Origin of the sequence: Albidovulum denitrificans (assembly GCF_002973535.1) — a bacterium.
Classification (GTDB): Bacteria; Pseudomonadota; Alphaproteobacteria; order Rhodobacterales; family Rhodobacteraceae; genus Albidovulum; species Albidovulum denitrificans.
Window position 1 is genome coordinate 152,938 of record NZ_PVEP01000006.1, and the last position, 23,666, is coordinate 176,603.

Sequence of the window (23,666 nt, forward strand, 5' to 3'; positions counted from 1 at the left end):
TAACAGGGAGAAGTGAAATGAAGACCAAAGTCTCTATCAAGGGTGTCCTTCTGAAATCCACCCTGCTTGCCGGGGCCGTCGCGGCCTCGACCGTCGCGGCGCGGGCCGAGGATGTGACCATCGGCGTTCTCGTTCCGCTGACCGGCGAACTGGGCGAATTCGGCAAGATCGTCGCCGGTGCGGTCGAACTTGGCGTGGCCGAGGTCAACGCGGCGGGCGGCACCAAATGCGGCAACCTGCGCACCGTCATCGCCGATACCGGCGGCAACCCTGAGGTCGGTATCCGTGAGGCCACCAAGATGATCGAAAGCGAAGGCGCCGTCGCCGTCGTCGGCCCGACCTCGGGCGTGATGGTGGCGCTGGTCGATCTGGCGAAGCGGACGAAAACCGTCATCATGTCGCCCTATGCCGGGACCATCACGCTGAACGAACTGGGCGGTGATTACGTCTACCGCACCGTGTCTTCCGACCTTGGCGATGGCGCGGCCTCGGGCCTCTGGCTGACCGACAAGGGCTACAAGCGCGTGGCCGTCATGGTGCAGAACGAGGAATCCACCATCTCCCCCGCGCAGGTCGCGCAGGACAAGCTGAAAGCCTCGGGGATCGAGCTGACGGATTATATCATCTACAACCCCGGCCAGCCCTCCTATCAGGCCGAGCTTGTCTCGGTCCTCGCGCATGAACCGGACGCGATCTACCTTGCGGGCGGGCAGGAATCCGGTGTGACCGTCATCAAGGAGGCCACCGCAGGCGGGTTCGAAGGCGAATGGCTGTTCACCGCCGACCTTGCCGTGCCGGAGATATTTGACGCCGTCGGCGCGCAATACCTTAACGACCGGGCCTATGTCGAATTCGCGGATTCCGACAGTTCGCTGCCGGAATACAAGGCCTTCGAGGCGCTTTATCAGGAGAAGAAGGGCGGAGAGCCGGGTCCCTTCGCGTCGAACTCCTTCGACATGGCGACGCTGATCGCGCTGTCGCTGGAAAGCGCGGACGCCTGCACCGGCGAGGGGATCAACAGCGTGATCCGCGCTGTCGCCGATGGCGGTGAGGCGGTCGGTTCCTTCGCCGCCGGGAAAGAGGCGATCGCGGCCGGGAAGGACATCAACTACGAAGGCGCCTCCGGCCCGCTGGCCTTTGACGAAAGCGGAACGCCGGACGGGGCTTACTCGATCCAGCAGGCCAAGGATGGCAAGTGGGAGAACGTGAAGTTCTACCCCGCCAGCGCCTTCAAATAGGGCCTGCCCAAGCCATGACAACACCCCCCGTCCGCCATGACGGGGGGTGTTCGTTTTGTGCGCGTCGGGGGGCGCCGGGATGAAAGCCACGGCTTCAAGCCACGCCGCGATGCTGGCGGTTTCGGCGCTGGTCGCCGGGTCGTTCAGCCTTGGCGCGATGGCCGCCCCGCATATCACGCCGCTGGCGCTGACCACACTGCGTTTCGCGCTGGCGGCAGTGGTGCTGTGGGCATTTCTCCGCTTTCGGGGCGAACGGGTCCCCGCCGTCGCCTTCCACGCGCTCTGGCGCTACATCCTGCTTGGCGGGCTTTTCTCGCTTTACTTCGTGCTGATGTTCGAAGGGCTGAAGACCGCCCGCCCGGTGTCCGCCGCCGCCGTTTATGCGACCACGCCGCTTGTTACCGCAGGCTTCGGCTGGCTGCTGTTGGGTCAGCGGCCTTCGGCGCGGATGGCCGTCGCGGTCTGGATCGCCGCCCTTGGCGCGCTTTGGCTAATCTTTCGCGCCGACTTCGCCGCTTTGCTTTCATTTCAGCTCGGCCAGGGGGAGGCGATCTATTTCCTCGGCTGCGTCGCGCATTCGCTTTATATCCCGCTGATCCGCATCCTCAATCGCGGGGAAAGCGCGCTGGTCTTCACCCTCGGCACGGTGATCGGCGCCATGGTTGGCCTGATGCTCGCGGGTCTGCCCGCGCTGGTGGCGACGGACTGGGCAGCCCTGCCGCCGATTGTCTGGATCACGATCGTTTACACCGCCGTCTTCGCCACCGCGGCCAGCTTCGCCCTGACCCAGTTCGCAAGCCTGCGCATCCCGGCGGCGAATGTGATGGCCTATACCTACCTCGTCCCGGTTTGGGTGATCCTCTGGGAAATCGCGCTTGGGGCAGGGGGACCGCCGGTGATGATCCTGCCGGGGATCGCGCTGATCCTCCTCGCCCTGATCGCGATGCTGGGGGAGGACGGGCGCGGGCGTTATAGCATTTCGGGTTTACACTGAATCAGAATTTGAACTTATTTCGTTCGAATTCTGATACTTACTTTCTCAACGAAAACCCGAAACGCTTTAGGACGTGCTGGCCAGAATGCGCCGCGCCCCTTCGGCAATCGCGGCGACACGGTCTGCGGCGGGAATGACCGCGTCGATGGCCCCGGCGCCCTCACCGGCGTAAAGCGCCATCGCCTCAAGATCGCCGGTCGTGGTGCGCAGGGGCGAATCCGTGCTGAAGCGCAGGCGCGGCTGATCGCCGTCCCAGGCGATCGCCTCACGCGGCAATGTGTCGGGGTCGTGTCCCAGATAGGCGCCGCCCAGGGCCTTGGTCACGCTGTTGTCGATCACCCGCACCGCCGCACCCTTCGGCCAGTTCAGGACGAAGACATCGGTCAGCACCGTATCCGCGCCGGTCGCCTCGACCACGCGGGTCTTGTGATAGGGATGGGCAAAGGATTCCGCGGTCGCGATAAAGGCCGTGCCGCAATGGATACCGGCCGCGCCCATCGACAGGGCGCGCGCAAGGTCGGCCCCGGTGCCAAGCCCGCCCGACGCGACGACGGGGGCAGAGACGGCGTTCAGCACCTCTTCGGTCAACTCGAAAACCGGCTGGCGGCCATGCACATGCCCGCCCGCGCCGACACCCTGCGCGATGATGACGTCGGACCCGGCATCCTCGGCCATCCGTGCCGCATCGACCGTTCCGACCTGATGCAGCACCAGGCAGCCCGCGCGCTTCACCCGCGCCACGACATCGGGCATCACGTCCCAGAAAAAGCTGAACGCGGTGACGCCAAGGTCGAGGCAGCACCCGATCTGCGCGTCGAGCAGCCCCGGTTCCGTCGCCGACGGGATCACGTTCACCGCAAAGGGCCGGTCGGTCGCGCCCCGGACGCCCGCCACCTCCTCGGCGATCAGGGCAGGACTTTCGCGGACCATGCCAAGGATACCGTACCCCCCCGCCTTCGCCACCGCTGCGACAAGCTCCCAATGCGACACGCCGCCCATTCCGGCGAGCAGGACGGGAACCTCGCAGCCGAGCAGGTCGCAGACCGGCGTGTGCAGGGCATTTCGCGTGTTCTCAGCCATTCCCCGTCTCTCCCTTGACGATCCGGTCGCGCAGCACGTCCCGCAGCACGACGGCGTTGTTTCTTTCCTCGTCCTTCGAGGCATAGATCAGCGTCACGATACCGTCCTGCGTATATCCGGCAAGCTCATCCATCAGTTCACCCAGCGCGGCAAGCTCCGCGCGATAGCGCGCCTCGAACTCCGGCCAGCGGTCGGGGTTGGCATGGAACCAGTGCCGCAATGCATCGCTTGGCGCGATCTCCCTGCACCAGGAAAAGAGCCGCGCCCGGTCCCTGGCGATCCCGCGTGGCCAGAGCCGGTCGACAAGGATCCGCTTGCCGTCCGACACGCGAACCGCCCGATAGATCCGCTTGATGCGAAGGCGCTCTGCCGGATCGTCGGGAACGGGCGGGCGCTCTGGCATCGCGGTCACTGAAGCGAGGGGACGGGGCGGGCGGCGCCTTCGACCGCCATGTGGAGCGATCGCGCGATCCGTTCGGCCGCGGTGATGACATGCGCGGCCCCTTCGGCGGGACAGGTCTCCTCCGCCGTCTCGCGAAACAGCGCCAGCCAGCGTTCGAAATGTTCCCATTCGATCGGCAGTTCGGCATGGGCGGGCATCGGCGCGCCGTGGTAGCGCCCGGTCATCAGCGCGACCGAGGACCAGAAGGCAACCATCCGGTCAAGATGCGGACCCCAGTCGGCGATCCGCGCCTCGAAGATCGGCCCCAGAACCGCGTCGGCACGGACCTTGGCGTAGAAACGGTAGACAAGAGCCGTCAGCAACCCCTCGGTCAGCCCCGTGCGTTCCATCAGCGCGGCGGTCATCTTCGGGCGGACCGAGACGATCCGTGATCCGTCATTCCCGGACTCATGCATCTCGCGCCTCCTTCCGTCGGGTTGCCAATCTTTCTAGGACTGCTAATAGGTATTGTAAATGTTTATTCATAAGGCCACCCGCCATGCGTCTGACCTCTTTCACCGATTACGGGCTGCGCATGTTGATGCGCCTGGCCAGCGCGCCGGAGACGGCCTTTTCGACCGCCGAACTGGCCGAGGAATTCGGCCTGTCGCGCAACCATCTGACCAAGATCATGCAGCAGCTCGCCCGTGGCGGCATCGTGGAAACCCGGCGCGGCGGCGGTGGGGGCGCGCGGCTGGGCAAGGACCCGGCCAAGGTGCGGCTTGGCGATGTCGTGCGGCTGCTGGAGCAGGGGCAGGACCTGGTCGAATGCTTTGGCCCCACCGGCGGCGACTGCACCATCGGCGGGTGTTGCCGCCTGAAAGCGCGGCTTCGCCATGCCGAGACGCGGTTTATCGAGGACCTCAACCGCTCCACACTCGCCGACATCGCGCTGCCCGCCCGCGAAGTCGCGTGAACCGTCTGCAACCGTCTTGACAGGTGTCGGGATGCCGATAAGGTACAGGTAGGAACAGGTTCTGCGAGAGGCTCATGTCCCCCCGTACCGGCATCGCGAAATCCGAACTCGTCGCGCAGACGCTTGAGCGTGAGATTCGCGAAGGGCGCGTCGGTCACGGCGACCTTCTGGAAAGCGAAGTCGGGCTGATGCGGCGCTTTTCGGTCAGCCGCAACACCGTCCGCAAGGGGCTTGAGATCCTGTCACGGCAGGGCCTTATCACCACCCGCACCGGCATCGGGTCCTTCGTGACCTATGACGGCACCACCATCGACAGCAACCTGGGCTGGACCGTCGCGCTGTCCCATGGCGGGGGTGAGGTGACGACGCGGCTTTTGCGCCTTGACCGTGGCGGCAGCGGCCGGGCGGACCGGGCGCTGGGGACGGCGGCCGACTATCTGCATGTGGATCGCCTGCGGTTCTGCACCGCGACGAAAACCGGAATTTCACTGGAACGCAGCCGCCTGCCCTGGCGCGAAGGGTATGGCGATGTGATCGGGGCCGGGCTTGCCGAAGGGTCGCTGAACCGCAGCCTTGCCGATCTTGGCCTCTTCGCCGCGAAGGGGCAGGAAACGGTCAGCGTCATTCCCGCCCTGCCGGAAAGTGATGCAACGATCATGGAGCGTCCGTTCGGCGCGCCGATGCTGCGGCTGGAGCGGGTGACGCGCTGCGCGGATGGCAGTGTGTTGGAATATGTCGACAGCATCCTCGACCCCGCCCGCTTTGGCCTGAGGATTGATTTCTGATGGGCGGGCCGGGGCATAAGATGGATCGCGCGCTTGGCGCCCTGATCGGGGTGGCGCTTGGCGATGCGCTGGGGATGCCGTCGCAGACGCTGCCCCGCGCGCGGATCGCAGCGGCCTATGGCCGGATCACCGATCTGATCGACCCTGTCGCGGATCACCCCGTTTCCCATGGCCTTCGCGCCGGGATGGTGACGGATGACACGGAACAGACCCTGCTTCTGGCCGATCTGATGATCGGCTCCCCCGCTGGCGTCGATGACCGCGCATGGGCCGAGGCGCTGCTGGGCTGGGAACGCGACGTGCGGGCGCGGGGGCTGCGCGACCTTCTCGGCCCGTCGTCGAAACGCGCGCTCGATGCGCTTTTGGCCGGAGTGCCGGCGAGCGAGACGGGGCGGGAGGGGACGACCAACGGCGCCGCCATGCGGATCGCGCCGGTCGGCATCGCGACCCCGCCCGGCGATCCGGCGGCGCTGGTCGCCCGCGTTGCCGAAGCCTGCCGGGTGACCCATAACACGCGCGAAGCAATCTCTGCCGCGGCGGCCGTTGCCATGACCATCAGCCTTGGGGTCGCGGGCCAATCCTTCGCGGCGGCGCTGGACAAGGCGATGGCGGTCGCGCGGATCGGCGCAACCCTTGGCGCGCCGGTGGGTGAGGCGGACATGGCAGGCCGGATCGCGGCCGCCATCGCGCTTGCCCGGACCGGCACGGAAGAGGATCTGGCCACCCGTATCGGCACCTCTGTCGCCAGCCACGAGGCCGTGCCAGCCGCCTTCGGCGTCGTCGTGCTGGCCAAGGGCGATCCCTGGCAGGCGGGCCTGATCGCCGCGAATATCGGCGACGACACGGACACCATCGGCGCGATTGCCTGCGCCATGGCGGGGGCCTGCGCCGGGCTTTCCGGCTTTCCCCCCGACAAGGCCGCGCAGGTCGTCGCGGTGAACCGGCTTGACCTTGATCCGGTCGCGCGGGGGCTGCTGTCTATCCGCGCGCGGCGCCTGGCGGAGGTGTCGGCATGACCCCCCGCCTTGTCCAGCTGTCCGGCGTGATCGTCGATCATATCTACTGGGTGGAGGCCGTCCCCCGCGCCGGGGAAGAGGCCATCGTGCGGCGCGCGGTACTGTGCGCCGGGGGCGGCTACAACGCGATGGTTGCCGCCCGGCGGGCGGGCATGGCCGTCGCCTATGCCGGAACGCTCGGCACCGGGCCGTTTGCCGATATCGTGGCGGCGGCGCTGGCGGATGAGGGGATCGACACCCTGCGCGAAAGGCTCTCCGGGCAGGATCAAGGTTGCTGCACCTGCCTCATCGACCGGGCGGGGGAGCGGACCTTTGTCGCCGCATCCGGCGCGGACGGCATCGTGACGGCGGCGGACCTGGCGGCGCTGATGCCCGGCGCGGGGGACTGGTGCCTTCTCTCCGGCTATGCGCTTGGCTACCGCGACAGCCGCGCGGCGCTGACGGAATGGCTTGAGGCGCGGGCGGGCAAGATCGACCTTGTCTTCGACCCCTCGCCGCTGGTGGCGCAGATCCCCGACCGCAGCCGCGACGCCGCCCTGTCCGCCACGACCTGGGTCAGCGCGAACCGCGCCGAGGCGATGGCCCTGACCGGCTGCGCCGACCCCGAGGCTGCCGCCGCCACGCTCGCCAACCGGCCCGGCGGGGCCATCGTTCGCGACGGCGCGAATGGCTGCTTCCTCGCCACCGCAGACAGCCCACCGCGCCACATCCCCGGCCACCCGGTCCGCGCGGTCGACACCAACGGCGCGGGCGACACCCATATCGGCGCCTTCATCGCCACGCTGGCCGAAACCGGCGACCCGTTCCGGGCCGCACGTTTCGCCAACATCGCCGCCGCCCTTTCCACAACCCAAGAAGGGCCGTCCACGGCCCCGACGAAAGCTGATGTCCTTTCGGTTCTTGCGCAGGCCAATGAACCGGCACGGACGGCATGACACAACCGACACAGGAGGACCCCATGAAACGACTGCTGCTGACATCCGCCCTTATCCTTGCCGGACAGGGCGCATTTGCCGACGAAATCCGCGTGCTGAACTGGCAGGGCTACGGCACCGACCTTGACTGGGCCATCGCCGCCTTTACCGAAAAGACCGGCAACACCGTGGTCCACGAATACTTCACCTCCGAACAGGAGATGCTGACCAAGCTGCGCACCAATCCGGGCGCCTATGACGTGGTGCTGATCAACTCTGCCTATACCGCGCAGGCCAAGGACGAAGGGCTGATCGACGCCATCGACACGTCGAAGATCGCGCATTTCGCCGATCTCGACCCTTCGCTGGCGGGGAATGAGGACCTGAACCCCGGCGGCGCGCTTTATGGCGTTCCGTGGACCTGGGGCCTGACCTCCATCGCGGTGAATACGGGCGATTTTGCCGAGATGCCGACCTCTCTTTCGGTCCTCTGGGACCCGGCGTGGAAGGGTCGCGTCTCGATCCGCGACGACGGGCTTGAGGCGGTGCAATTCGCCGCGATGGCGCTGGGGCAGAACATCAACGAGATCACCGACCTTGACGCGATCAAGGCCAAGCTGACCGAGCTTCTGCCGCAGATCACGACCTTCTGGTCCTCGGAAAACGACTGGAATCAATTCATGTCGGCGGGGGAATTCGCGGTTGCGACCTACTGGTCCGGTTCTGCGTCGCGTTCGCAGGCCAAGGGGCTGCCCATCGCCTTCGTCGTGCCGGAGGAAGGCGCGATCGGCTGGCTTGACGGGCTGTCGATCCCGGCAAGCTCCACCCACAAGGGCGCGGCGGCGGCCTTCATCGACTGGATGGTCGACCCGGAGTTCTACGTCAAATGGGACGCCGAGGGCGCGCCCGTGTCGTCGAACACCAAGGCACTGGCCGCGCTGCCGGAAACCAGCTTCAACCGCAAGCTGGTGGAGGACCCGGCCACGGTCGCGCGGGTGCAGTTCATGAAGCCGGTTTCCGACGAAGACCGGGAAGCCTACCTGAAACTTTGGCAGGACCTGAAGGCGGCGCAGTAACCGCGAGGGAAGGGGGGGACAGATGGCCACGACCATCGCAGGTCAGGACCGGCTGCGCGCCGTGACACTTCTGTCCCCCGCCTATCTGTGGCTGACGGTGGCGGTCTTCCTGCCGCTGTCGGCGATGGCCTTCTTCAGCTTCCTCTCTGACGTCCCCTTCGGGGGCCGCGACTGGCACGTCACGCTGGACAACTACCGGGCGTTCTTCGAGACGACAACCTATGCCACGCTGCTGTGGAAATCCCTCAAGCTTGGCCTGATCGTGACCGCCGTGTCGGTGATCGTCGGCTTTCCCTGCGCCTGGGTGCTGGCCAAGGTGGTCAAGGGCCGGTCGCGTGAGGCGCTCTTTCTGCTGGTGATCCTGCCCTTCTGGTCGAACTCGCTCGTCCGCATCTTCTCATGGGCCATCGTGCTGCGCGGCAATGGCGTTCTGGACCGGGCGGTGAACGCGGTGCTGCCGTGGGACGTAAAGCTGAACCTGATGTTCAGCCCGACGGCCATCGTGATCGGCCTCGTCCATTCCTACCTGCCTTACGTCATCCTGACCTCCTACCTCGCGCTGCAAGCCATCGACGACAGCCTGATCGAGGCGGCGCGGTCGCTGGGGGCAAAACGGCGGACGATCCTCTGGCGGCTGATCCTGCCGCTTTCGGCCCCCGGCATCATCGCCGGTGCGGTGCTGATCTTCGTCCCGGTCGTGGGGTCCTTCATGGAGCCGCGCCTACTTGGCGGACGCCTTGGCACCTATTACGGCACGGTGATCGAGGATCAGTTCGTCGCCGTCTTCAACTGGCCCCTTGGGGCGGCGCTTTCCTTCATCCTGCTCGCGGTGGTGTTGGCGATCCTTGCCGCCGCAAGCCCGATCCTGAAAAGGGCGCGGACATGAGCAACGCTTTCCTCGCCCATCTCGGCCGTGCCTATGTCGGCCTGATCCTGTTCTTCCTGTACGCGCCGATCCTTGTCATGGCGGCGATGTCCTTCAACGCGTCAGAGTTCTATCAGCTTCCCTTCAGCTTCACGACCGACTGGTACGCCAAGCTTGCCGGGAACCGGGAAATCCTTTCCGCCGCCTGGCGATCGGTCTGGATCGCGGTCATTGTGACGGCGATCGCCACCAGCCTCGGCACCGCGGCCTCCATCGCGCTTTTCCGCTATGACTTCCCCGGCAAGCGGGTGTTGCAGGTGCTGCTTTTCCCGCCCATTGCGATCCCGTGGCTGATTACCGGGACCGCGATGCTGATCTTCTTCTTTGGCATCGGTCTGGGGCGCGGGACACCCGCCGTCATCCTTGGCCATGTCGCCCTCGCGCTGCCCTACGTCATCGTCGTCGTCTCGGCCCGGCTGACGAGTTTCGACCGCACGCTGGAAGAGGCCGCGCGTTCCCTTGGCGCCTCGCCCTGGCAGATCACCCGCGCCGTCACCGTGCCGTGGATCCTGCCCGGCATCATCGCGGGCGGGCTGTTCGCCTTTGCCGTCAGCTTCGACCAGTTCGTCGTGTCCTACTTCCTGTCCGAACCCGGCGACAGCACGCTGCCGGTGCTGATCTACACCTCGATCCGCAAGGGCTTCACGCCCGAGATCAACGCGATCTCGACCATCATCATCGCCGTGTCGATGGGCATCATGCTGCTTGCCGCACGCTATTCGAATTTCGGAGGGGAACGCTGATGGCGATGGTCCGGGTCGAACATCTGGTCAAGACCTATGGCGCGGCGCGGGCGCTCGACGACGTGACGCTTGAGTTTCCCGATGGCGGCTTCTTTGGCCTTCTCGGCCCGTCGGGCAGCGGCAAGACCACGCTTCTGCGCGCCATCGCCGGGTTTGTCCTGCCGGAAACCGGCAGGGTTTTCATCGACGATGAGCCGGTGGAAAATGTCCCGGTCGAAAAGCGCGGCATCGGCATGGTGTTTCAGAACTATGCGCTGTTCCCGAACATGACGGTGGCCGAAAACGTGGCCTTCGGTCTGGCCGTCCGCAAGGTGACCGAGGCGGAGAAGAAACGCCGCGTGGCCGAGGCGCTTGAGCTTGTGCAGCTTGCGGCCTTCGGTGCGCGCAAGCCGCATCAGCTTTCGGGCGGACAGCGTCAGCGGGTCGCCATGGCCCGCGCCATCGTCACCCAGCCGCGCGTGCTGCTGCTGGATGAACCGCTTTCGGCGCTCGACAAGGCGCTGCGGGTGGACATGCAGATCGAACTGAAGCGCATCCAGCGGGAAATCGGCATCACCACGATCTTTGTCACCCACGATCAGGAAGAGGCGCTGACGCTTTCCGACCGGATCGGCATCCTGAAAGACGGCCGCCTGATCCGCCACGGCCCCCCGCGTGAGGTCTATGACGACCCGCAGGACAGCTTCACCGCCACCTTCCTTGGCGATGCGCGGATCTTTTCCGGCACGGTGGAGGCGGGCGGGCTGCGGCTGGCCGACGGGACGCTGGTTCCGGGCGTGCGGACCCCCACCGTCGCCGTGCGGCCCGAAAACCTGCACCTGTCGGTGGCCGAACCGGACCTGCCCTGCCGCCTGCAAGCGCGGCTGGGGCAGAAGATCTTTGGCGGTGCGCTTGGCACCTGCCTGCTCGACTGGCGGGGGGAGGTGATCAAGGTCCTCGGCCGCGATGCCGATTTCCGCGACCTGCCCGAAAGCGGGCCGGTCTGGGTCGGCTGGCGGCCCGAACACTCCATCCAGATGTCCGGCTGAGGCGGGCGCTCAACCCGCGCCGGTCAGGAAGCCCGGCAGATCGTCAAGACCGACGACATGGCAATAGATCATGTTGATGATCTCAAGCTCGCGTTCATGCAGCGCATCGGTCGCCGCCGCGCAGGCATCGTGGACGACGAGGACGTCGAAGCTTTCATCAGCCAGCGAGCGGACGGTGGAACTGACGCATTGGTCGGTGAAGATGCCCGCCACGATCACATGGGTGATCCCGATATTGCGCAGCATCAGCCGCAGGTTGGTGCCTGTCAGGGCGCTGTCGGTGGTCTTGGTCACCACGATCTCATCCCCGCGCGGGGCCAGCGCGTCGACGATCTGGCTGTCGGTGCGGTCTTTCGGCAGAAGCAGGTAGTTGAAGCCGGGCTTCTTCTGGCTGAGAGAGCGGTCGCGGCCATCCTCGGTCTGGCAGGCGATGCGGGCATACATGACCTCGATCCCTTCGGCCCGCGCCCAGTCGATCAGCCGCGCGCAATTGGGGATCACCGTCCCGCTCATCCGGTCGAAGAAGGGCTGCCAGCGGCGCTGCTCCTCGGGATCGTCCTTGGGTTCAAGGTAGGTGTTCTGGATGTCGATCACCAGAACCGCCGTGTGGCGGCGCTCCAGCGCGATGTCCTCGGGGTCCTCGGCCGTCTCGTAGTAGAAACTGCGAAAGGCTTTCTTCCAGTCGCTCATCCCCTGCTCCTCATCCCATGGCGCGCACACGCTCCATATAGGCCTGGCCCAGCCGCGCCGTCGTGGCGGCGAAACCGGGGGCCAGCGCCTGTGGTTCCGGCGCCTCGATATGGCTGCCGATCCAGGCCAGAAGCGCCATCCGCCGCAGCATGACGAAGGTGTCGATCTCGACCTCCTCCGCCGCGCTCAGATCGCGAACCGACCGATAGCCCTTCACCCAGGCCGCCTTGAGCGAAGGAATACGGGGATCGTCCTCGATGAAGCTGATCGCGGCGGCGAAATCGTAAAGGAACCAGCCCCAGCCGCAATCGTCGAAGTCGATCAGCCGCGTCCCCCTGTCGTCGATCAGAAGGTTGGCCAGCCGCATGTCGGCATGGATCAGGTTGAAACGCTCCGGCGCCTTGCCGAAGGCGGAAAGGCGGTCGCGCACCGTCTGCTCCACCTTCTCCAGCACCCCGGCCATGTCGGGCGTCACCTCGGGCGCGTCGCGCCAGTTGCCCCAGGTCGGGGTCGGGCCGAAGACCGCCTTTTCGTCCCAGGTCAGGCGCTGAAAATCATCCGGTTTCTTCCAGCCAAGGACATGCTCGTGGCAGCGCGCGGCAATCGCGCCAAGCTCCTCATACCCCGCCGTCATATCGCCGCTTTCATCGGGGGCTTTGCCTTCGACGAAATGGAACAGGACCATGTAGCGGGGCGCGGGCAGCCCGTCGCCATGGGCCTGCTGGATCGGGTCGCGGTTCCGCCCGGTATAGACGCCGGGGGTGATGACCACGCCCGCGCTGTCCAGCGCCTCAAGCCATCCCAGCTCGCATTCGATCGCGCGGTGGGTGTGGTAATTCTCCCGGTGAATGCGCAAGACCGCACGGTAGCCGCCCGGCGCCTCGACCAGATAGGTCGCGTTTTCGGAGACGTTGATCAGCCGCGCCGTCGCGCCGTCCGGCACGTCCCAAAGCGACAGGGACGACTGGGCCAGATCGTTCAGATGGCCCAGCAGTTCTTCCAGCGGCATGTCGGAACCGGACATCGCGCCCTCCTTCAGATCTCAGCGATGGCTTCCAGCGATTCCGGGATGATCTGACCGCCATCGACGACGATCTGCTGGCCGGTGATATAGCCCGCCTCATCCGAGGCGAAGAACAGCGCCGCGTTGCCGATATCCTCAACCCCGCCCAGCCGCTTCAGGGGGATGGAGGCGGCCATCGTGGCCAGGTAATCCTCGCCCAGATCCTGAAGCCCTTCGGTATAGATATTGCCCGGCATGACCGCGTTGATGGTAGTGTTATAGCGCGCCAGTTCCATCGCGGCGGTCTTCAGGAATCCAAGCTGCCCGGCCTTCGACGCACCGTAATGCGACCAGCCCGGAAAGCCGGTGATCGGCCCGGTGATGGAGGAGGTCAGGACGACGCGCCCCTTGCCCGCCTTCTGGAAATGCGGGATCGCCGCCTTGACCGAGAGGAAGGCGGACCGAAGGTTCGTGGCCATCACCCGGTCCCATTCGCCGGGGTCCATATCGACGATCTTCGTTTGCGGGAAGGCGCCCGCATTGGCGCACATGACATGCAGGCCCCCCTGCGCGGCGGCGGTGCTGTCCACCATGCCCTTGACCGAAGCCCAGTCGGATACATCACAGACCTCATAGCGCACGTCGCCCGCGATCTCGCCCGCCGCCTTCTTCAGGTCGTCCTCATTCCGTGCGGCGATGGTGACCTTCGCCCCTTGGCGCGCAAAGACGGTGGCGATGCCGCGGCCGATCCCCTTGGACCCGCCTGTGACGATGACGCTTTTGCCTTTCAGTGACGTAAGCATGATGCGATCTCCCTGTGAGTTTCTCGTTGTTTTCAGTCCTGCGCGACCTTTGCGTCCCGGTTGGCCCGCACCAGCCAGGCCACAGCGAAGGCGGCAAGGATCAGGACAAAGGATCCAACCACCGACATGACGCCCAGCGTCGGCACCAAAGGCGAATAGCCCGACACCATCTTGGCATAAAGCCATTCGGGCAGGGTGGAATCCGCGCCGGTGGTGAACAGCGACAGCGGGAAGTTCCCCCAGCTGAGGAGGAAGGCGAAAAGCCCGGCCGAGACCAGCCCCGGCATCAGCAGGGGCAGCGTGACCTCGCGCAGGATGGTGAAGGTGCCGGCGCCCATGTCGCGCGCGGCCTCTTCCAGCGCCGGGTCGAAGCTGTAGGCGCGGATGGCGACGATCAGCGTCGCGATGGGCGCGATCCAGACCAGATGGGCAACGACCGCCGTCTTCCAGCTTGGGATGATGCCAAGCGAGTTGAACCACATCAGCAGCGCAAGGCCCAGAACCGTCTGCGGAAAGAAGATCGGCAAGAGGATCAGCTTCTGGAACGTGGTGCGGAACCGCCAGTGATAGCGCGCGAAAGCCAGCGCGCCGAAGAAGGCCACGACGACCGAAATCAGCGTGACCAGCACCGCGACCGAAAGCGATGTCGTCAGAAGATCGCTGACCGTGCTGCTGGCCAGCGCCTCGCCATACCACTTGGTCGAATAGCGCTTGATCGGAAAGCTCAGATACCGCGCCTGCGAGACGGAGGCGAAGCCGACAGAGATCAGCGGCAGGTAAAGGAACGCGATGACAAGGATGCCGTAGACGTAAAGCACGATCCGGGTCGAGCGGCTGGTGGTCATCAGCGTTTCCTTCCCATGATCGCGTCCAGATCGACCTTGGAGACCCCGAACAGCGCAAGCCCCCCGATGATGACGATCAGGATCATCGACAGGGCAGAGCCAAGCGGCCAGTTCTGCCCGAAGGTAAAGGCCGTCTCGACATCGTCGGCAATGGCGATCACGGCCTGCCCGCCAAGGATCTTCGATTCCGCCAATGCCCCCGCGGCCAGCACGAAGGTCAGGAGCGAGCCGACCACGATCCCCGGCGCGGCCAGCGGCACCTCGATCTGCCAAAGCACCTGCCAGCGCGAGGCGCCAAGGTCATAGGCGGCCTGCCGGGTGTCGTCGGGGACCATGGAAATGCCCTGCGCCAGCGGGAAAAGCATGAAGGGCAGGTAGACATAGACAAGGCCGAAGACGATGATCGGCACGGAATAAAGCGGGCTTTCGAAGCCCATCCCGGTCCAGGCGCGCAGATGGCCTTCGATCAGCCCGCCCTTCATCAAGGTCAGCACCCAGCCGAACAGGCGGATGTTTTCCGAGACAAAAAGGCTCATCACCACGGCGACGGTCAGGATCAGGCTGAAGCGGCCAAAGACCTTCGCCATCGCATAGGCCAGCGGCCAGCAGATCACGACAAGGATCGCGGTCGCGGACAAGGCCATGCCCAGCGACCACAGCAGCGACTTGTAGTAGCCTTGCGAGAAGAACAGCGAATAGGCCGAGAAATCCGGCATGTTCGCCAGCGAAAAGACCTTGGGCGGCATGATCGAGAAAAGCGCCACGACCACAAGCGGCGCCAGAAACGACAGCAGCAGGACCAGCGCCAGCGGCAGCGCCGACAAAAGCCCCAGTTTCCCGTCGAGCCGGTTCATGCCGCATCCCCGATGAAATGCGTGTTCGCGGCGTTGAAGCCCAGCGTGACGGTCTGCCCCTCGGCCGCGCTCAGCCGGTCCTCGCGCAGCTTTTCGACCGTCACCATGCCGTTTTCGGTCTCGATCTCATACTGGATGCGGGAGCCGAGCGCATATTCGCCATGGACCACACCGCTGAGGGTGAAATCGAAGCCACCGCCATCGGCAAGGCGCAGGTATTCCGGGCGCACCATCAACAGGCCCTCATGCCCCGGTGTCAGGTCCGCCAGTTCCACCCCCGGCCGAACCGACAGCGTCGGGCTGGCGATCTTTCCATCCGCCCCGGCATGCAGCGGGAACAGGTTCACCTCGCCCATGAATTCGGCCACGAAGCGGCTGACCGGGGCGCTGTAGATCTGGTCGGCGACGGCGATCTGTTCGAACTGCCCGTCCTTCATGATGGCGATCCGGTCGGACATGACCATCGCCTCTTCCAGCGAATGGGTGATGTAGACAAAGGTCTTGCCGGTCCGGGCGTGCAGGTCCTTCAGCTCTTTCTCAAGCGTCTTGCGCAGCCGGTAGTCGAGCGCGGAAAGCGGCTCGTCGAAAAACAGGATCTCCGGGTCGAAAGCCAGCGCGCGGGCCAGCGCCACGCGCTGCCTCTCACCGCCCGAACATTGGGAGATACGCTTGTCGTAATAGCTTTGCGGCAGGCGCAGAAGGTCCAGCAATTCCTCCGCCCGCGCGCGCCGTTTGGCCGGCGCCTCCTTGCGGATCTTCATCGGGAACTCGATGTTCTGCCCGACCGTCATATGCGGGAACAGCGCCAGCGACTGAAACACCATGCAGGTCGGGCGCAGGTTCGCGGGGGTCTGGTCGATCCGCTTGTCACGCAGCCAGATCTCGCCCTCGCTCACCTCATCCATCCCGACGAGAAGACGGATCATCGTCGACTTGCCGCTGCCCGACGGCCCCACGATCGTGAAGAACTCGCCCTCGGCAATGTCGAGGTCGATGCCCTTCAGCGCCGTGAAGGTTCCAAACCGCTTGACGACGCCGCGCAGGCGCAGAAGTCCCGAAGAGTCCATGCCCCAACCCTGTTGAATTCTTTCAATTTCAGGCACCTCCGGGGCAGCCCGCGCCGCCCCGGAGCCGCCGGTATCACGACCGGCGTTCTTGCGTGTAGATCTCGATCAGCGTGTCGTAGGAGGTGACGACATCGTAATCGAGAGAGCGTGCCATCTCTTCCTCAAGGCTGTCCATCTGGATCGCGTCCAGCTCTTCCTCGTCGAACTGGGCCATGACCTCGGGATTGCCCATCTGGGCGACCGGGTTATAGGTCCCTTCGGTAAAGGCCACCGCCTTGGCAATCTCGGGCGCCTGAACGAATTCGAGGAAGTCCTCGGCCAGATCGCTTGGGTTCGGGTTGTTCACGGCCGAGGTCAGCTCGATCCAGACGCAGCCGCCCTTGCCATCGACCGGCCCGCTTGCCGGCGTGATCGCGCGCACATTCGTCGCGCCATCGTACCGCGCGGGCGATGCGGTGTAGGTGCCGCCGGTGAAATAGGCGTCGATCTCACCATTGATAAGCGCGGTGTTCATCGCCACCAGATCGTCGGTCAGAAGCTTCGCGCCGCCGAAGATCGTCTTCGCCGTCTCGCGGAACTTGTCGACATCGCCCCCTTCGATCGGCGCGAAGGGGTTGAGGCCGGCGGTCAGGCACATGTGGATGACGTTCCAGTTGTCATAGGTCAGAACGCCGAAGCGGCCCTTCATCGCGGGGTCAAGGAAGAGGTTCCAGCCCTGCTCCTCGGCCGTTTCGCGGCTGATGACGTCGGTGTTGACGACAAAGCTGAACGGGCCATAGCGCTGCGGCATGCCGATCAGGTTGCCGTCATCGGCAAAGGCCAGCGGATAGGCGGGGCTGGCGAATTCCGGCAGCATCTTTTCGAAATAGGGCATGAACCGGTCTTTGTTCAGCGGCTTGATCAGCCCCTCGGGGTACAGCTGGTCGCGCGCCCAGGGCTGGTTGACGTTGATGAGATCCCAGACCGAGGTTTCGCCCGCGCGAAGCTTGTTGATCATGTCGGGGTCCGAGGTGCCGCTTTCGGCGCGCACCGTTGCGCCGGGATGGGCAGAACGGAAGGGGCCAAGCACCTGGTCGGAGTTGTAGCCTTCCCAGCAGAGAATGTTCATCCCGTCGGTGCGACCCGCGAAGGCGGGGCCAAGCGGTCCGGCGGCGGCAAGCCCTGCAAGGGCTGCGGTGCGTCCAACGAATTGCCGTCTGGATAGTCCTTTGGTCATTGGTTGATCTCCTGTTGGTTGGTTCGGGGTTTCCCCCCTTCTTTTGCGCCCCGTTCAGGCGGGGCGGCCTTTGATATTTTCAAGAACCTCGGTGATGCGGTCGCGGGCCAGCTTCATGTCGGCCAGCGTGCCGGACATGAAGATACGGCCCGTCGCGCCCATCATCTGCACATCGTTCAGCGTGCAGTTCGGCGCGGCCTTTTCGGCCTCGTTCGCCGCGACGCAGGCGAAAAGGGCGGGCGTCATCTCATAGATCAGCAGCGCCACGCCCGGCACCAGGATCGACCCGTCGCGCGAGCGGTTCAGGATGATGGCATGCTGGTCCGACAGGTCCTCGATGATGTCGTGGTAAAGGACCTTGGGGGCCAGCTGATCCGTGGGCTTCGCACCGATCCCCTTCAGGATCGCCTGACCCGCTGCCGTCAGGTCGGCCATGTCGTCGGCATGAAGCTCAAGCAACCCGAACTGGCGTTCGGTGAAAAGGATGCCCGGCTCCATGTCCGGCGCCGCCTTCAGCGCCAGATCGGTGATCCGGTGGATGCTGAGCGCGGGCGCCACCTCGATGATCAACGAGTTCTGCCCGCGAAACGGCGGATAGGCCCGCGCGCGCGACGGCGACGACAGGTAGGCCGCGAACTGCGGTTGCAGATCCTCGATCGGCAAATAGACGCGAAGCTCGGTCATGCCCTCGTCACCCTTTCCTGCGCGCGGACGATCATCACTTCGCGGCGGCGGCCGAGAAATGCTTGCCAAGATCGGCATGGGGGCGCGGGATCACATGCACCGCCGTCACCTCGCCGACCTGGCTGGCGGCTTCCGCCCCCGCCTCGGTCGCGGCCTTGACCGCGCCCACGTCGCCGCGCACGACGACGGAGACAAGCCCGCCGCCCACCTCGTTGCGCGCCACGATCTCGACATTCGCGGCCTTGACCATCGCGTCCGCCGCCGAAAGGGCAGGCACATAGCCCTTGGTTTCAATCATTCCGATAGCCAGGTTCGCCATGATATGTTCCTTCATGCTTTGCTTTTGCTGGTGTTGTCTTCGTCGATGGAGCCGATGATCAGGGCATCGACCGGCGCGGTCTTGCCCGTGAAGAAGGCGGCCGCCACCGATCCTTGCGTGATCAGGACCGCCTCACCCGTGTTGCAGCCGAGGGGGTCGAAGGCGATCAGCCTTGCGCCGCTTTCCGTCTCCACCTCAAGCAGCGCGCCCGCGGGCAGGGAGGAGACGCGGCGCGATGACCAGATCTTGCCTATGACGCGTCCTTGAATCATCTATCCGCCCTTTCGATCCTGATACCCCGGCGCCGCGCCTCGTCCCGGGCCAGCGGCGTCAGCCGGTTTTGCGGGCCAAGCCGCAGGGTGCGGACCCCGCCACCCAGGGCCGCGATGTCGCGTTCCGTAATCAGCGCCTTGTCGATCGTGCCGGGCGGCGTCCGGGCCGGGCCGGTGACAATCGGGGCGCTGTAGGCCGTCCCGCCCCGCGCCCCGTCGTCCAGATCGAAGCGATGCGCGCCCGCCATCACCCGCGCAGCAAAGTCGGGCGAGGATGCGCGCCGCAGAAGGTCCTGCGCGAAACGGTTCAGATCGGCGCCCGTTGCGATGCGGACCCGCTCCGTCTGCGGCGCGGCGGGCGCGGCATCGGCGCGAAGCGCAGCGATTTCCTCGCGCAGGATGGCGCGAATCTCGTCCCGAAGGGCTGACATCACAACGCCCCTGCATCGCGCAACGCGCCTTCGGCCGCGTTTCTGGCATTGCGGACATCGGCCTCGGTCCCGGCAAGGTAAAGCCGCCCGTTGGCGCCGATCATCCGCATGTCGATCAGTTTGACATCGGCTTCCTTCTCCGCCTCGTTGCAGGCGAGGATGGCATAGGCCGCCGACTGGCATTCCAGAAGATAGATGCTGTCGCCGCCCAGCACCATCGACCCCAGCTTGTTGCGGTTCATCAGGAAAGCGTGCTGGTCGCTGACGTTGGTGACGAGCTTGGAGGCGAGGATCTTCGGCGGCGCCACGTCATCCGCCGTCTTGTCCAGCGCGGCCAGGATCGCCGCCGCGCCCGCCTGTACCTCGGCGGTGGAGCGGGAGTGGAACTGCAAGGTGCCGAACTGGCGTTCGACGACCAGAAGCCCGGCCCGCACATCGGCGCTTTTCAGCACAATGTCCGTCAGCGCCTCGACATCCAGGCCGGGTGCGATTTCGACGATCTGCGCGGCCATGCGCAGGCGGGGCAGGGTGCCGCGCATCCAGGTGGAAATATAGGCCAGCGTCTGCGGCTGAAGCTGGTCGATGAAGATGGAGGCCCTGAGGTCGGTCATTTCCCGGCCCCCTGAAGGCTGCGCAACTCTTCAAGGATCAGCTGCCGCAGCGCGTCGCGGTCGAAACTCTCCCGTTCCGGGGGTGGCGCGGCCACCGGCGCGCGCGCGGTGGCGCGGTCGGTCGAAACGGCGCTGAGGTCGATGCCCGAAAGGTCCGCCGGTACATCCTTGCCATAGGCGATGCGGGTCCATTGCACCAGATGCTGCGGCCCCACATTCTCGCCCACCGACGACCGCCCGGCAAAGCCGGTGCCGATGGTGAAGGAGGGCGGCAGATAGGTCGCGAAACCCGCCGCGCCCTGCGAACAGGGTGCGTTGACGACCACGCGATAGACCGGCATTTCCTGCGAGAAGCGGACCAGCCGCGCGGTATCGTCGCCATGGAAGGCCGCCGAATGCCCGGCGCCCCGCCGCGCCGTGTGCTTGGCGAAGGTCAGCGCCTGCTGGAAATCGACCGCCGAGGTCAGCGTCAGCACCGGGCAGAGCTTTTCGCGGAACAGCAGATCGTCCTGCCCCGGCGTCGCCACCACGGGGACAAGGATACGGGCCGAGGGGCTGACCCGGATACCCGCGCGTTCCGCGATCCAGGTGGCGCTTTTGCCGATGGCGGCAAGGTTCAGGCTGCCCTTGCCGAAAAGGTATTCGCGCAGCCGGTCGGTGTCGGCCTCATTGCAGACATGGGCGCCCGCGCTGCGCAGCGCGCGTTCCATGTTGCCGCGATTGCTGTCCAGCGTCAGGACCACGCTTTCATTGGTGCAAAGGATGGAATTGTCGAAGCTCTTGCTGTCCACAAGGCACCGCGCGGCGGCATCGACCCCGGCGGACGGATCAACATAGGCCACCGCATTGCCCGGCCCAACGCCAAGCGCCGGGTTGCCCGAGGAATAGGCCGCCCGCACCATCGCGGTGCCACCCGTGGCGATGATGACGTTGATCCGGTCGGACGCCATGATGTCCTGCACCAGCGGGATCGACGGCTCCTCGACACACTGGATCAGGCCCGAGGGCGCGCCTGCCGCCTCGGCGGCCTCGGCCAGATGGCGCGCGGCGGCGACAGAGACGGATTTCGCGACGGGGTGGGGGCTGATGACGATGGCATTGCGGCTCAGGATCGCCAGCATCGCCTTGTAATAGACCGTCGCAACCGGGTTCGTCGCGGGGGCCAGCGCAAAGACCACGCCCGCCGGTTTCGGCAGTTCGACGATCTTGCGTTCGGCGTCGATGCGCGGGGTGACCAGATCAAGGTCGCGGTAGTGATCGAGAAGCGTGTGGGTGCAAAGCTCGTTCTTGATCTTCTTGTGTTCGACGACGCCAAAGCCGGTTTCGGCCACGGCGAGGTCGGCGAAATGGCCCGCCTTCTCATACCCCGCCCGCGCGACCGCCTCGGCAATCGCCAGCACCGCATCGCGGCTGAAGCTGCGGTAGTACCGCGCCGCCCAGGCCGCGCGGCCGACCTTCATCCGGGCGCTGGACAGCGCGCGGTCCGGTACCGAAAGGCGGGGCGCATCGAATGTCATGTGTTCGCTCATGCTGCCCGCCTGCCGGATTTGAGAAGTTGCCTTGCACGGGGCATGGCTGAATCGAAGCGGTCCAGAATCTCCTGGCAGAGATCGACGTCCAGAACCACGCCCGGCTTGAACTGCAACACCCGCTTGTCGAGCGACGAAAAGATCGCCCAGACCCCGTTTTCATAAAGCGCCCGCGACACCGCAACCGCGCCTTCGGGGTGGTCGAATTCCAGCCCCAGCACCACGCCCCGCTGCCGCACGCCCACGAAGATGTCGCTGTGGCGCTTCATCATCTCGGCCATGCCGCGTGCGAAGAACTCTGCCACGAAATGCACGTTCGATATGACCTCGGGCCGTTGCAGCATCTCGATGACGTGGTGGCCGACGACGCAGCCAAGCTCTGACCCGCCGGAGGTGGAGATATGGGCCGCCCCATCCTCGATCAGCCAGCCGCCGCAGTCCTCATCGACCATGCAGGCGCTGATCGGATAGATGCCACCGCCAAGGCCCTTGCCGCAGACGAAGATGTCGGGTTTCAGGCCGTATCCTTGCCAGCCCCACATGATGCCGGTCCGCATCAGGCCGGTCTGCACCTCATCGGAGATGAACTTGGTGCCGTATTTGTGGCAGAGGTCCTGACAGGCTTTCAGATAGCCGTCGCGCGGCATCGGGAAACCGTAGGTCGCGGGGATGGTCTCGACGATAAAGGCGGCGACGTCGCCGTTGCGCAGCACCTCTTCCAGCGCGCCTTCGTCGTTGAAGGGGACCTGGATGAATTCGTCGGGCCGATCGGCGAGGAAGATCTTGGAAAACCGTTCATCCCCGGTGGCGACCGACAGGCCGGAATGGCCGTGATAGCCCTTGATGATCGACACGATCTTGCGCCGCTTGGTGGCGTAACGCGCCGTTTTCAGGGCGATTTCCACCGCCTCGGCCCCGCCCGACCCGAAGATCGCGTATTTCATGTGCGGCGCGGTCTTGACCAGCTTTTCGGCAAAGGCCGCCCGCGCGACGGAAGGAAACCAGTGGTTGCCCATGTCGAAATAGTCGAGCCCGGATTTCAGCACCTCGACCAGTTCGGGGTGACGGTGGCCGAAATTGTAGGTCCCGCCGTTCAGGTGCAGGTCGATCAGCCGCTTGCCCGACATGTCGTAAAGGAAATAGCCCTCGCGACGGTCGATCACCATGGGCGTGCCGGCATCCTTCCAGAAGCTGACCTTGCCGGGGTTCCAGTACTCCGCCGCCTTCGCGAGGAGGTCCTCCTTCGAGTCAAAAGCGAAGTATCCGTAGTTGAACACCTGATTCTCCCGTCCTGCCACAGAAAGCCTAGCATCAGAGTTTTGTCTTGCAACATATTTTGCCCGACTTCGGTCATTTTATGTTGGGATTTTTGTCCGCCTGCCCATAGAGTAGGCTCTGGAAGAATCCGCCACGGGACCGCGCATGTCGAAAAAGTCGATCCGCCACGACCAGATATTGAGCGCGCTTGAGGTCAATCCCTCGATCCGCGTCAGCGCGCTGTCCGAACGGCTTGGCGTCTCGGCCGAGACGATCCGCCGCGATCTGGCCGAGCTTGACGAAACCGGCCGGATCAGGCGGACCTATGGCGGCGCGGTACGCACCAAGGCGTTCGAACCGGCGCTGTCCGAACGCTCCAAGCTGCATATCGAGGCGCGCGAGAGGATCGCGCAACTGGCCGTGGCGCGGATCGGCGAGGCGCACAGTCTTTTCATCAGCGGGGGCGCGACCGCGTTGCATTTCGCCCGCGCCCTGCGCACGATCGAGCGTCCGCTGACCGTGCTGACCGCCGCCTTCAGCATCGCCACCGAATTGTCGATGAACCCGCTGATTCAGGTCATGGCGCTGCCCGGCTTCGTGGAACCGAAAGAGGGTCTGGTCCACGGCGCCGAGACCCTGAAGTTCATCCATCAGTTTCACGCCCCGATCACCGTCATGGGCGCCTCTGGCATCGACGAGGACGGCGCGAGCGAGGCGCTGCCCCATGCGGCGCAGGTCTATTCCGCGATGACCAGCCACGCCGATGAGGTACTGATCGTTGCCGACAGTTCGAAATTCGGGAACCGCTCGCTTCAGCAGATTGTTGACTGGGACCGCAACGTGACGCTTGTCACCGATGCCGCCCCGCCGCCACGGATCGCCAGTGCGATCCGGCAACGCGGGGCCGAGGTCATCTGGGGCTGACCGG

At 65.3% G+C, this 23,666-nt stretch carries 28 protein-coding genes; 11 read left to right on the forward strand and 17 right to left on the reverse strand.

The features are described from left to right. Positions 1-17: 17 nt before the first annotated feature. Both LX70_RS14290 and LX70_RS14295 read left to right on the forward strand, forming a co-directional pair. Positions 18-1,238 carry an ABC transporter substrate-binding protein gene (locus tag LX70_RS14290; RefSeq protein ID WP_170076205.1) on the forward strand — a complete coding sequence of 407 codons (1,221 nt, stop codon included), beginning with the start codon at positions 18-20 and terminating at the stop codon, positions 1,236-1,238. A gap of 79 nt (positions 1,239-1,317) precedes the next feature. Then, a complete protein-coding gene (locus tag LX70_RS14295; protein ID WP_105515459.1) occupies positions 1,318-2,232 on the forward strand; it encodes a DMT family transporter in 915 nt (304 codons plus the stop codon). A gap of 66 nt (positions 2,233-2,298) precedes the next feature. Here LX70_RS14295 and LX70_RS14300 read toward each other — a convergent pair whose 3' ends face one another. Genes LX70_RS14300 through LX70_RS14310 form a run of 3 tightly spaced genes read right to left on the reverse strand, consistent with a single transcriptional unit; the run spans position 2,299 to position 4,170 of the window. Next, the gene (locus LX70_RS14300; protein ID WP_105515460.1) at positions 2,299-3,312 is read right to left on the reverse strand and encodes an NAD(P)H-dependent flavin oxidoreductase; all 1,014 of its coding nucleotides are present in this window, start codon (positions 3,310-3,312) and stop codon (positions 2,299-2,301) included. Further along, on the reverse strand, positions 3,305-3,715 hold the full coding sequence (locus tag LX70_RS14305; RefSeq protein ID WP_105515461.1) for a DUF488 domain-containing protein: 411 nt from the start codon (positions 3,713-3,715) through the stop codon (positions 3,305-3,307). The genes LX70_RS14300 and LX70_RS14305 overlap by 8 nt, the downstream gene beginning before the upstream one ends. Positions 3,716-3,720: 5 nt before the next feature. Beyond that, positions 3,721-4,170 carry a group III truncated hemoglobin gene (locus tag LX70_RS14310; RefSeq protein ID WP_245885097.1) on the reverse strand — a complete coding sequence of 150 codons (450 nt, stop codon included), beginning with the start codon at positions 4,168-4,170 and terminating at the stop codon, positions 3,721-3,723. A gap of 83 nt (positions 4,171-4,253) precedes the next feature. Here LX70_RS14310 and LX70_RS14315 point away from each other — a divergent pair, with 83 nt between their 5' ends. The 8 genes from LX70_RS14315 to LX70_RS14350 all read left to right on the forward strand — a co-directional run bounded on the left by LX70_RS14315 (position 4,254) and on the right by LX70_RS14350 (position 11,157). Then, positions 4,254-4,670: an Rrf2 family transcriptional regulator gene (locus tag LX70_RS14315; protein ID WP_105515462.1), complete on the forward strand. Its 417-nt coding sequence runs from the start codon at positions 4,254-4,256 to the stop codon at positions 4,668-4,670. Between the two features lie 74 nt (positions 4,671-4,744). After that, positions 4,745-5,455 carry a GntR family transcriptional regulator gene (locus tag LX70_RS14320; protein ID WP_105515463.1) on the forward strand — a complete coding sequence of 237 codons (711 nt, stop codon included), beginning with the start codon at positions 4,745-4,747 and terminating at the stop codon, positions 5,453-5,455. A gap of 20 nt (positions 5,456-5,475) precedes the next feature. Continuing rightward, complete coding sequence (locus LX70_RS14325; RefSeq protein ID WP_245885098.1) at positions 5,476-6,471, forward strand: ADP-ribosylglycohydrolase family protein; 996 nt, start codon at positions 5,476-5,478, stop codon at positions 6,469-6,471. Then, a complete protein-coding gene (locus LX70_RS14330; protein WP_105515465.1) occupies positions 6,468-7,406 on the forward strand; it encodes a PfkB family carbohydrate kinase in 939 nt (312 codons plus the stop codon). The genes LX70_RS14325 and LX70_RS14330 overlap by 4 nt, the downstream gene beginning before the upstream one ends. 23 nt (positions 7,407-7,429) lie before the next feature. Further along, positions 7,430-8,461, forward strand: coding sequence for an ABC transporter substrate-binding protein (locus LX70_RS14335; protein WP_105515466.1), 1,032 nt, complete (start codon positions 7,430-7,432; stop codon positions 8,459-8,461). A 22-nt stretch (positions 8,462-8,483) separates the two neighbouring features. Continuing rightward, positions 8,484-9,347, forward strand: coding sequence for an ABC transporter permease (locus LX70_RS14340; protein WP_105515467.1), 864 nt, complete (start codon positions 8,484-8,486; stop codon positions 9,345-9,347). Further along, a complete protein-coding gene (locus tag LX70_RS14345) occupies positions 9,344-10,129 on the forward strand; it encodes an ABC transporter permease (RefSeq protein WP_105515468.1) in 786 nt (261 codons plus the stop codon). Before LX70_RS14340 ends, LX70_RS14345 begins: the two co-directional genes overlap by 4 nt. Beyond that, the gene (locus tag LX70_RS14350; protein ID WP_105515469.1) at positions 10,129-11,157 is read left to right on the forward strand and encodes an ABC transporter ATP-binding protein; all 1,029 of its coding nucleotides are present in this window, start codon (positions 10,129-10,131) and stop codon (positions 11,155-11,157) included. The genes LX70_RS14345 and LX70_RS14350 overlap by 1 nt, the downstream gene beginning before the upstream one ends. 9 nt (positions 11,158-11,166) lie before the next feature. Here LX70_RS14350 and LX70_RS14355 read toward each other — a convergent pair whose 3' ends face one another. The 14 genes from LX70_RS14355 to LX70_RS14420 all read right to left on the reverse strand — a co-directional run bounded on the left by LX70_RS14355 (position 11,167) and on the right by LX70_RS14420 (position 22,758). Further along, a complete protein-coding gene (locus LX70_RS14355; RefSeq protein WP_105515470.1) occupies positions 11,167-11,847 on the reverse strand; it encodes a cysteine hydrolase family protein in 681 nt (226 codons plus the stop codon). Between the two features lie 10 nt (positions 11,848-11,857). Next, entirely contained in the window at positions 11,858-12,871 is a 1,014-nt protein-coding gene (locus LX70_RS14360; protein ID WP_211301726.1) for a phosphotransferase enzyme family protein, read from the reverse strand. An 11-nt stretch (positions 12,872-12,882) separates the two neighbouring features. Beyond that, the gene (fabG, locus tag LX70_RS14365) at positions 12,883-13,653 is read right to left on the reverse strand and encodes a 3-oxoacyl-ACP reductase FabG (protein ID WP_105515471.1); all 771 of its coding nucleotides are present in this window, start codon (positions 13,651-13,653) and stop codon (positions 12,883-12,885) included. Positions 13,654-13,685: 32 nt separating this feature from the next. Then, positions 13,686-14,498 (reverse strand): ABC transporter permease, encoded by an 813-nt coding sequence (locus LX70_RS14370; protein ID WP_105515472.1) that lies wholly within the window; start codon positions 14,496-14,498, stop codon positions 13,686-13,688. Further along, entirely contained in the window at positions 14,498-15,352 is an 855-nt protein-coding gene (locus LX70_RS14375) for an ABC transporter permease (protein ID WP_105515473.1), read from the reverse strand. The genes LX70_RS14370 and LX70_RS14375 overlap by 1 nt, the downstream gene beginning before the upstream one ends. Further along, the gene (locus tag LX70_RS14380; RefSeq protein WP_105515474.1) at positions 15,349-16,419 is read right to left on the reverse strand and encodes an ABC transporter ATP-binding protein; all 1,071 of its coding nucleotides are present in this window, start codon (positions 16,417-16,419) and stop codon (positions 15,349-15,351) included. Before LX70_RS14380 ends, LX70_RS14375 begins: the two co-directional genes overlap by 4 nt. 73 nt (positions 16,420-16,492) lie before the next feature. Then, entirely contained in the window at positions 16,493-17,635 is a 1,143-nt protein-coding gene (locus LX70_RS14385; protein WP_105515475.1) for an ABC transporter substrate-binding protein, read from the reverse strand. Positions 17,636-17,689: 54 nt separating this feature from the next. Continuing rightward, positions 17,690-18,319 (reverse strand): microcompartment protein, encoded by a 630-nt coding sequence (locus LX70_RS14390; RefSeq protein ID WP_105515476.1) that lies wholly within the window; start codon positions 18,317-18,319, stop codon positions 17,690-17,692. Between the two features lie 34 nt (positions 18,320-18,353). Next, a complete protein-coding gene (locus tag LX70_RS14395; RefSeq protein ID WP_105515568.1) occupies positions 18,354-18,638 on the reverse strand; it encodes a BMC domain-containing protein in 285 nt (94 codons plus the stop codon). Between the two features lie 11 nt (positions 18,639-18,649). After that, complete coding sequence (locus tag LX70_RS14400) at positions 18,650-18,910, reverse strand: EutN/CcmL family microcompartment protein (RefSeq protein WP_105515477.1); 261 nt, start codon at positions 18,908-18,910, stop codon at positions 18,650-18,652. After that, positions 18,907-19,341, reverse strand: a complete 435-nt coding sequence (locus LX70_RS14405) for a hypothetical protein (RefSeq protein ID WP_105515478.1) — start codon at positions 19,339-19,341, stop codon at positions 18,907-18,909. Before LX70_RS14405 ends, LX70_RS14400 begins: the two co-directional genes overlap by 4 nt. Beyond that, the gene (locus LX70_RS14410) at positions 19,341-19,952 is read right to left on the reverse strand and encodes a BMC domain-containing protein (protein WP_105515479.1); all 612 of its coding nucleotides are present in this window, start codon (positions 19,950-19,952) and stop codon (positions 19,341-19,343) included. The genes LX70_RS14405 and LX70_RS14410 overlap by 1 nt, the downstream gene beginning before the upstream one ends. Next, positions 19,949-21,481, reverse strand: coding sequence for an aldehyde dehydrogenase family protein (locus LX70_RS14415; protein WP_105515480.1), 1,533 nt, complete (start codon positions 21,479-21,481; stop codon positions 19,949-19,951). Before LX70_RS14415 ends, LX70_RS14410 begins: the two co-directional genes overlap by 4 nt. Beyond that, the gene (locus LX70_RS14420; RefSeq protein ID WP_105515481.1) at positions 21,478-22,758 is read right to left on the reverse strand and encodes a class-III pyridoxal-phosphate-dependent aminotransferase; all 1,281 of its coding nucleotides are present in this window, start codon (positions 22,756-22,758) and stop codon (positions 21,478-21,480) included. The genes LX70_RS14415 and LX70_RS14420 overlap by 4 nt, the downstream gene beginning before the upstream one ends. Positions 22,759-22,903: 145 nt before the next feature. On the opposite strand from LX70_RS14420, the gene LX70_RS14425 reads away from it, so the two are divergent. Further along, positions 22,904-23,662 (forward strand): DeoR/GlpR family DNA-binding transcription regulator, encoded by a 759-nt coding sequence (locus LX70_RS14425; RefSeq protein WP_105515482.1) that lies wholly within the window; start codon positions 22,904-22,906, stop codon positions 23,660-23,662. Positions 23,663-23,666 lie beyond the last annotated feature (4 nt).

What these genes read in the sequence shown, in the direction of transcription:
- LX70_RS14295 (WP_105515459.1), top strand. Translation starts at nt 1,318, where the DNA reads ATGAAAGCCACGGCTTCAAGCCACGCCGCGATGCTGGCGGTTTCGGCG.
- LX70_RS14330 (WP_105515465.1), top strand. Translation starts at nt 6,468, where the DNA reads ATGACCCCCCGCCTTGTCCAGCTGTCCGGCGTGATCGTCGATCATATC.
- LX70_RS14320 (WP_105515463.1), top strand. Translation starts at nt 4,745, where the DNA reads ATGTCCCCCCGTACCGGCATCGCGAAATCCGAACTCGTCGCGCAGACG.
- LX70_RS14390 (WP_105515476.1), bottom strand. Translation starts at nt 18,319, where the DNA reads ATGACCGAGCTTCGCGTCTATTTGCCGATCGAGGATCTGCAACCGCAG.
- LX70_RS14370 (WP_105515472.1), bottom strand. Translation starts at nt 14,498, where the DNA reads ATGACCACCAGCCGCTCGACCCGGATCGTGCTTTACGTCTACGGCATC.
- LX70_RS14425 (WP_105515482.1), top strand. Translation starts at nt 22,904, where the DNA reads ATGTCGAAAAAGTCGATCCGCCACGACCAGATATTGAGCGCGCTTGAG.
- LX70_RS14395 (WP_105515568.1), bottom strand. Translation starts at nt 18,638, where the DNA reads ATGGCGAACCTGGCTATCGGAATGATTGAAACCAAGGGCTATGTGCCT.
- LX70_RS14315 (WP_105515462.1), top strand. Translation starts at nt 4,254, where the DNA reads ATGCGTCTGACCTCTTTCACCGATTACGGGCTGCGCATGTTGATGCGC.
- LX70_RS14340 (WP_105515467.1), top strand. Translation starts at nt 8,484, where the DNA reads ATGGCCACGACCATCGCAGGTCAGGACCGGCTGCGCGCCGTGACACTT.
- LX70_RS14410 (WP_105515479.1), bottom strand. Translation starts at nt 19,952, where the DNA reads ATGACCGACCTCAGGGCCTCCATCTTCATCGACCAGCTTCAGCCGCAG.
- LX70_RS14350 (WP_105515469.1), top strand. Translation starts at nt 10,129, where the DNA reads ATGGCGATGGTCCGGGTCGAACATCTGGTCAAGACCTATGGCGCGGCG.
- LX70_RS14380 (WP_105515474.1), bottom strand. Translation starts at nt 16,419, where the DNA reads ATGGACTCTTCGGGACTTCTGCGCCTGCGCGGCGTCGTCAAGCGGTTT.
- LX70_RS14345 (WP_105515468.1), top strand. Translation starts at nt 9,344, where the DNA reads ATGAGCAACGCTTTCCTCGCCCATCTCGGCCGTGCCTATGTCGGCCTG.
- LX70_RS14305 (WP_105515461.1), bottom strand. Translation starts at nt 3,715, where the DNA reads ATGCCAGAGCGCCCGCCCGTTCCCGACGATCCGGCAGAGCGCCTTCGC.
- LX70_RS14335 (WP_105515466.1), top strand. Translation starts at nt 7,430, where the DNA reads ATGAAACGACTGCTGCTGACATCCGCCCTTATCCTTGCCGGACAGGGC.
- LX70_RS14300 (WP_105515460.1), bottom strand. Translation starts at nt 3,312, where the DNA reads ATGGCTGAGAACACGCGAAATGCCCTGCACACGCCGGTCTGCGACCTG.
- fabG (WP_105515471.1), bottom strand. Translation starts at nt 13,653, where the DNA reads ATGCTTACGTCACTGAAAGGCAAAAGCGTCATCGTCACAGGCGGGTCC.
- LX70_RS14310 (WP_245885097.1), bottom strand. Translation starts at nt 4,170, where the DNA reads ATGCATGAGTCCGGGAATGACGGATCACGGATCGTCTCGGTCCGCCCG.
- LX70_RS14290 (WP_170076205.1), top strand. Translation starts at nt 18, where the DNA reads ATGAAGACCAAAGTCTCTATCAAGGGTGTCCTTCTGAAATCCACCCTG.
- LX70_RS14385 (WP_105515475.1), bottom strand. Translation starts at nt 17,635, where the DNA reads ATGACCAAAGGACTATCCAGACGGCAATTCGTTGGACGCACCGCAGCC.
- LX70_RS14360 (WP_211301726.1), bottom strand. Translation starts at nt 12,871, where the DNA reads ATGTCCGGTTCCGACATGCCGCTGGAAGAACTGCTGGGCCATCTGAAC.
- LX70_RS14355 (WP_105515470.1), bottom strand. Translation starts at nt 11,847, where the DNA reads ATGAGCGACTGGAAGAAAGCCTTTCGCAGTTTCTACTACGAGACGGCC.
- LX70_RS14415 (WP_105515480.1), bottom strand. Translation starts at nt 21,481, where the DNA reads ATGAGCGAACACATGACATTCGATGCGCCCCGCCTTTCGGTACCGGAC.
- LX70_RS14375 (WP_105515473.1), bottom strand. Translation starts at nt 15,352, where the DNA reads ATGAACCGGCTCGACGGGAAACTGGGGCTTTTGTCGGCGCTGCCGCTG.
- LX70_RS14325 (WP_245885098.1), top strand. Translation starts at nt 5,476, where the DNA reads ATGGATCGCGCGCTTGGCGCCCTGATCGGGGTGGCGCTTGGCGATGCG.
- LX70_RS14400 (WP_105515477.1), bottom strand. Translation starts at nt 18,910, where the DNA reads ATGATTCAAGGACGCGTCATAGGCAAGATCTGGTCATCGCGCCGCGTC.
- LX70_RS14405 (WP_105515478.1), bottom strand. Translation starts at nt 19,341, where the DNA reads ATGTCAGCCCTTCGGGACGAGATTCGCGCCATCCTGCGCGAGGAAATC.